The sequence below is a fragment of the Saccharothrix sp. NRRL B-16314 genome, assembly GCF_000716595.1.
Lineage (GTDB): Bacteria > Actinomycetota > Actinomycetes > Mycobacteriales > Pseudonocardiaceae > Actinosynnema.
This window is the reverse complement of record NZ_JNXC01000135.1, coordinates 1-405: the sequence shown is the minus strand read 5'-3', so window position 1 is coordinate 405 and position 405 is coordinate 1. Positions and strand designations below refer to the sequence as shown.

Here is a 405-nt window from a genome sequence, read left to right as displayed (position 1 = left end):
GGGCGGAGCTGTTCGGGGGTACGGCCGTCGATACGAGACATGGGTCGAGCCTAGCGGGATACGGGGAAGGGCCCGTTCCCCTGCCGGAACGGGCCCTTCGCGTGATGCGGCTGCTTACATCATGTCTTCGATGTCGGCGGCGATCGGGTCGGCGTCGGTGCCGATGACGACCTGGATCGCGGTGCCCATCTTGACGACGCCGTGGGCGCCGGCGGCCTTGAGGGCGGCCTCGTCGACCTTGGACGGGTCCAGGACCTCGGTGCGCAGGCGGGTGATGCAGCCTTCGACCTCTTCGATGTTCTCGATGCCGCCGAGCCCGGCGACGATCTTCTCAGCCTTGCTGGCCATGTGTTTCTCCCTGTCCGTTCTGTTCGCGCGTACGCGAGTCTCGGCGCACCTGCGGTC

The 405-nt window shown here is 67.4% G+C and carries 1 protein-coding gene; it reads right to left on the bottom strand.

Going from position 1 to position 405, the window contains the following annotated elements; all coding sequences use genetic code 11:
- Positions 1 to 114 precede the first annotated feature (114 nt).
- Complete coding sequence (locus OQ02_RS39370; protein ID WP_015033861.1) at positions 115 to 348, bottom strand: glucose PTS transporter subunit EIIB; 234 nt, start codon at positions 346 to 348, stop codon at positions 115 to 117.
- Positions 349 to 405: the final 57 nt, after the last annotated feature.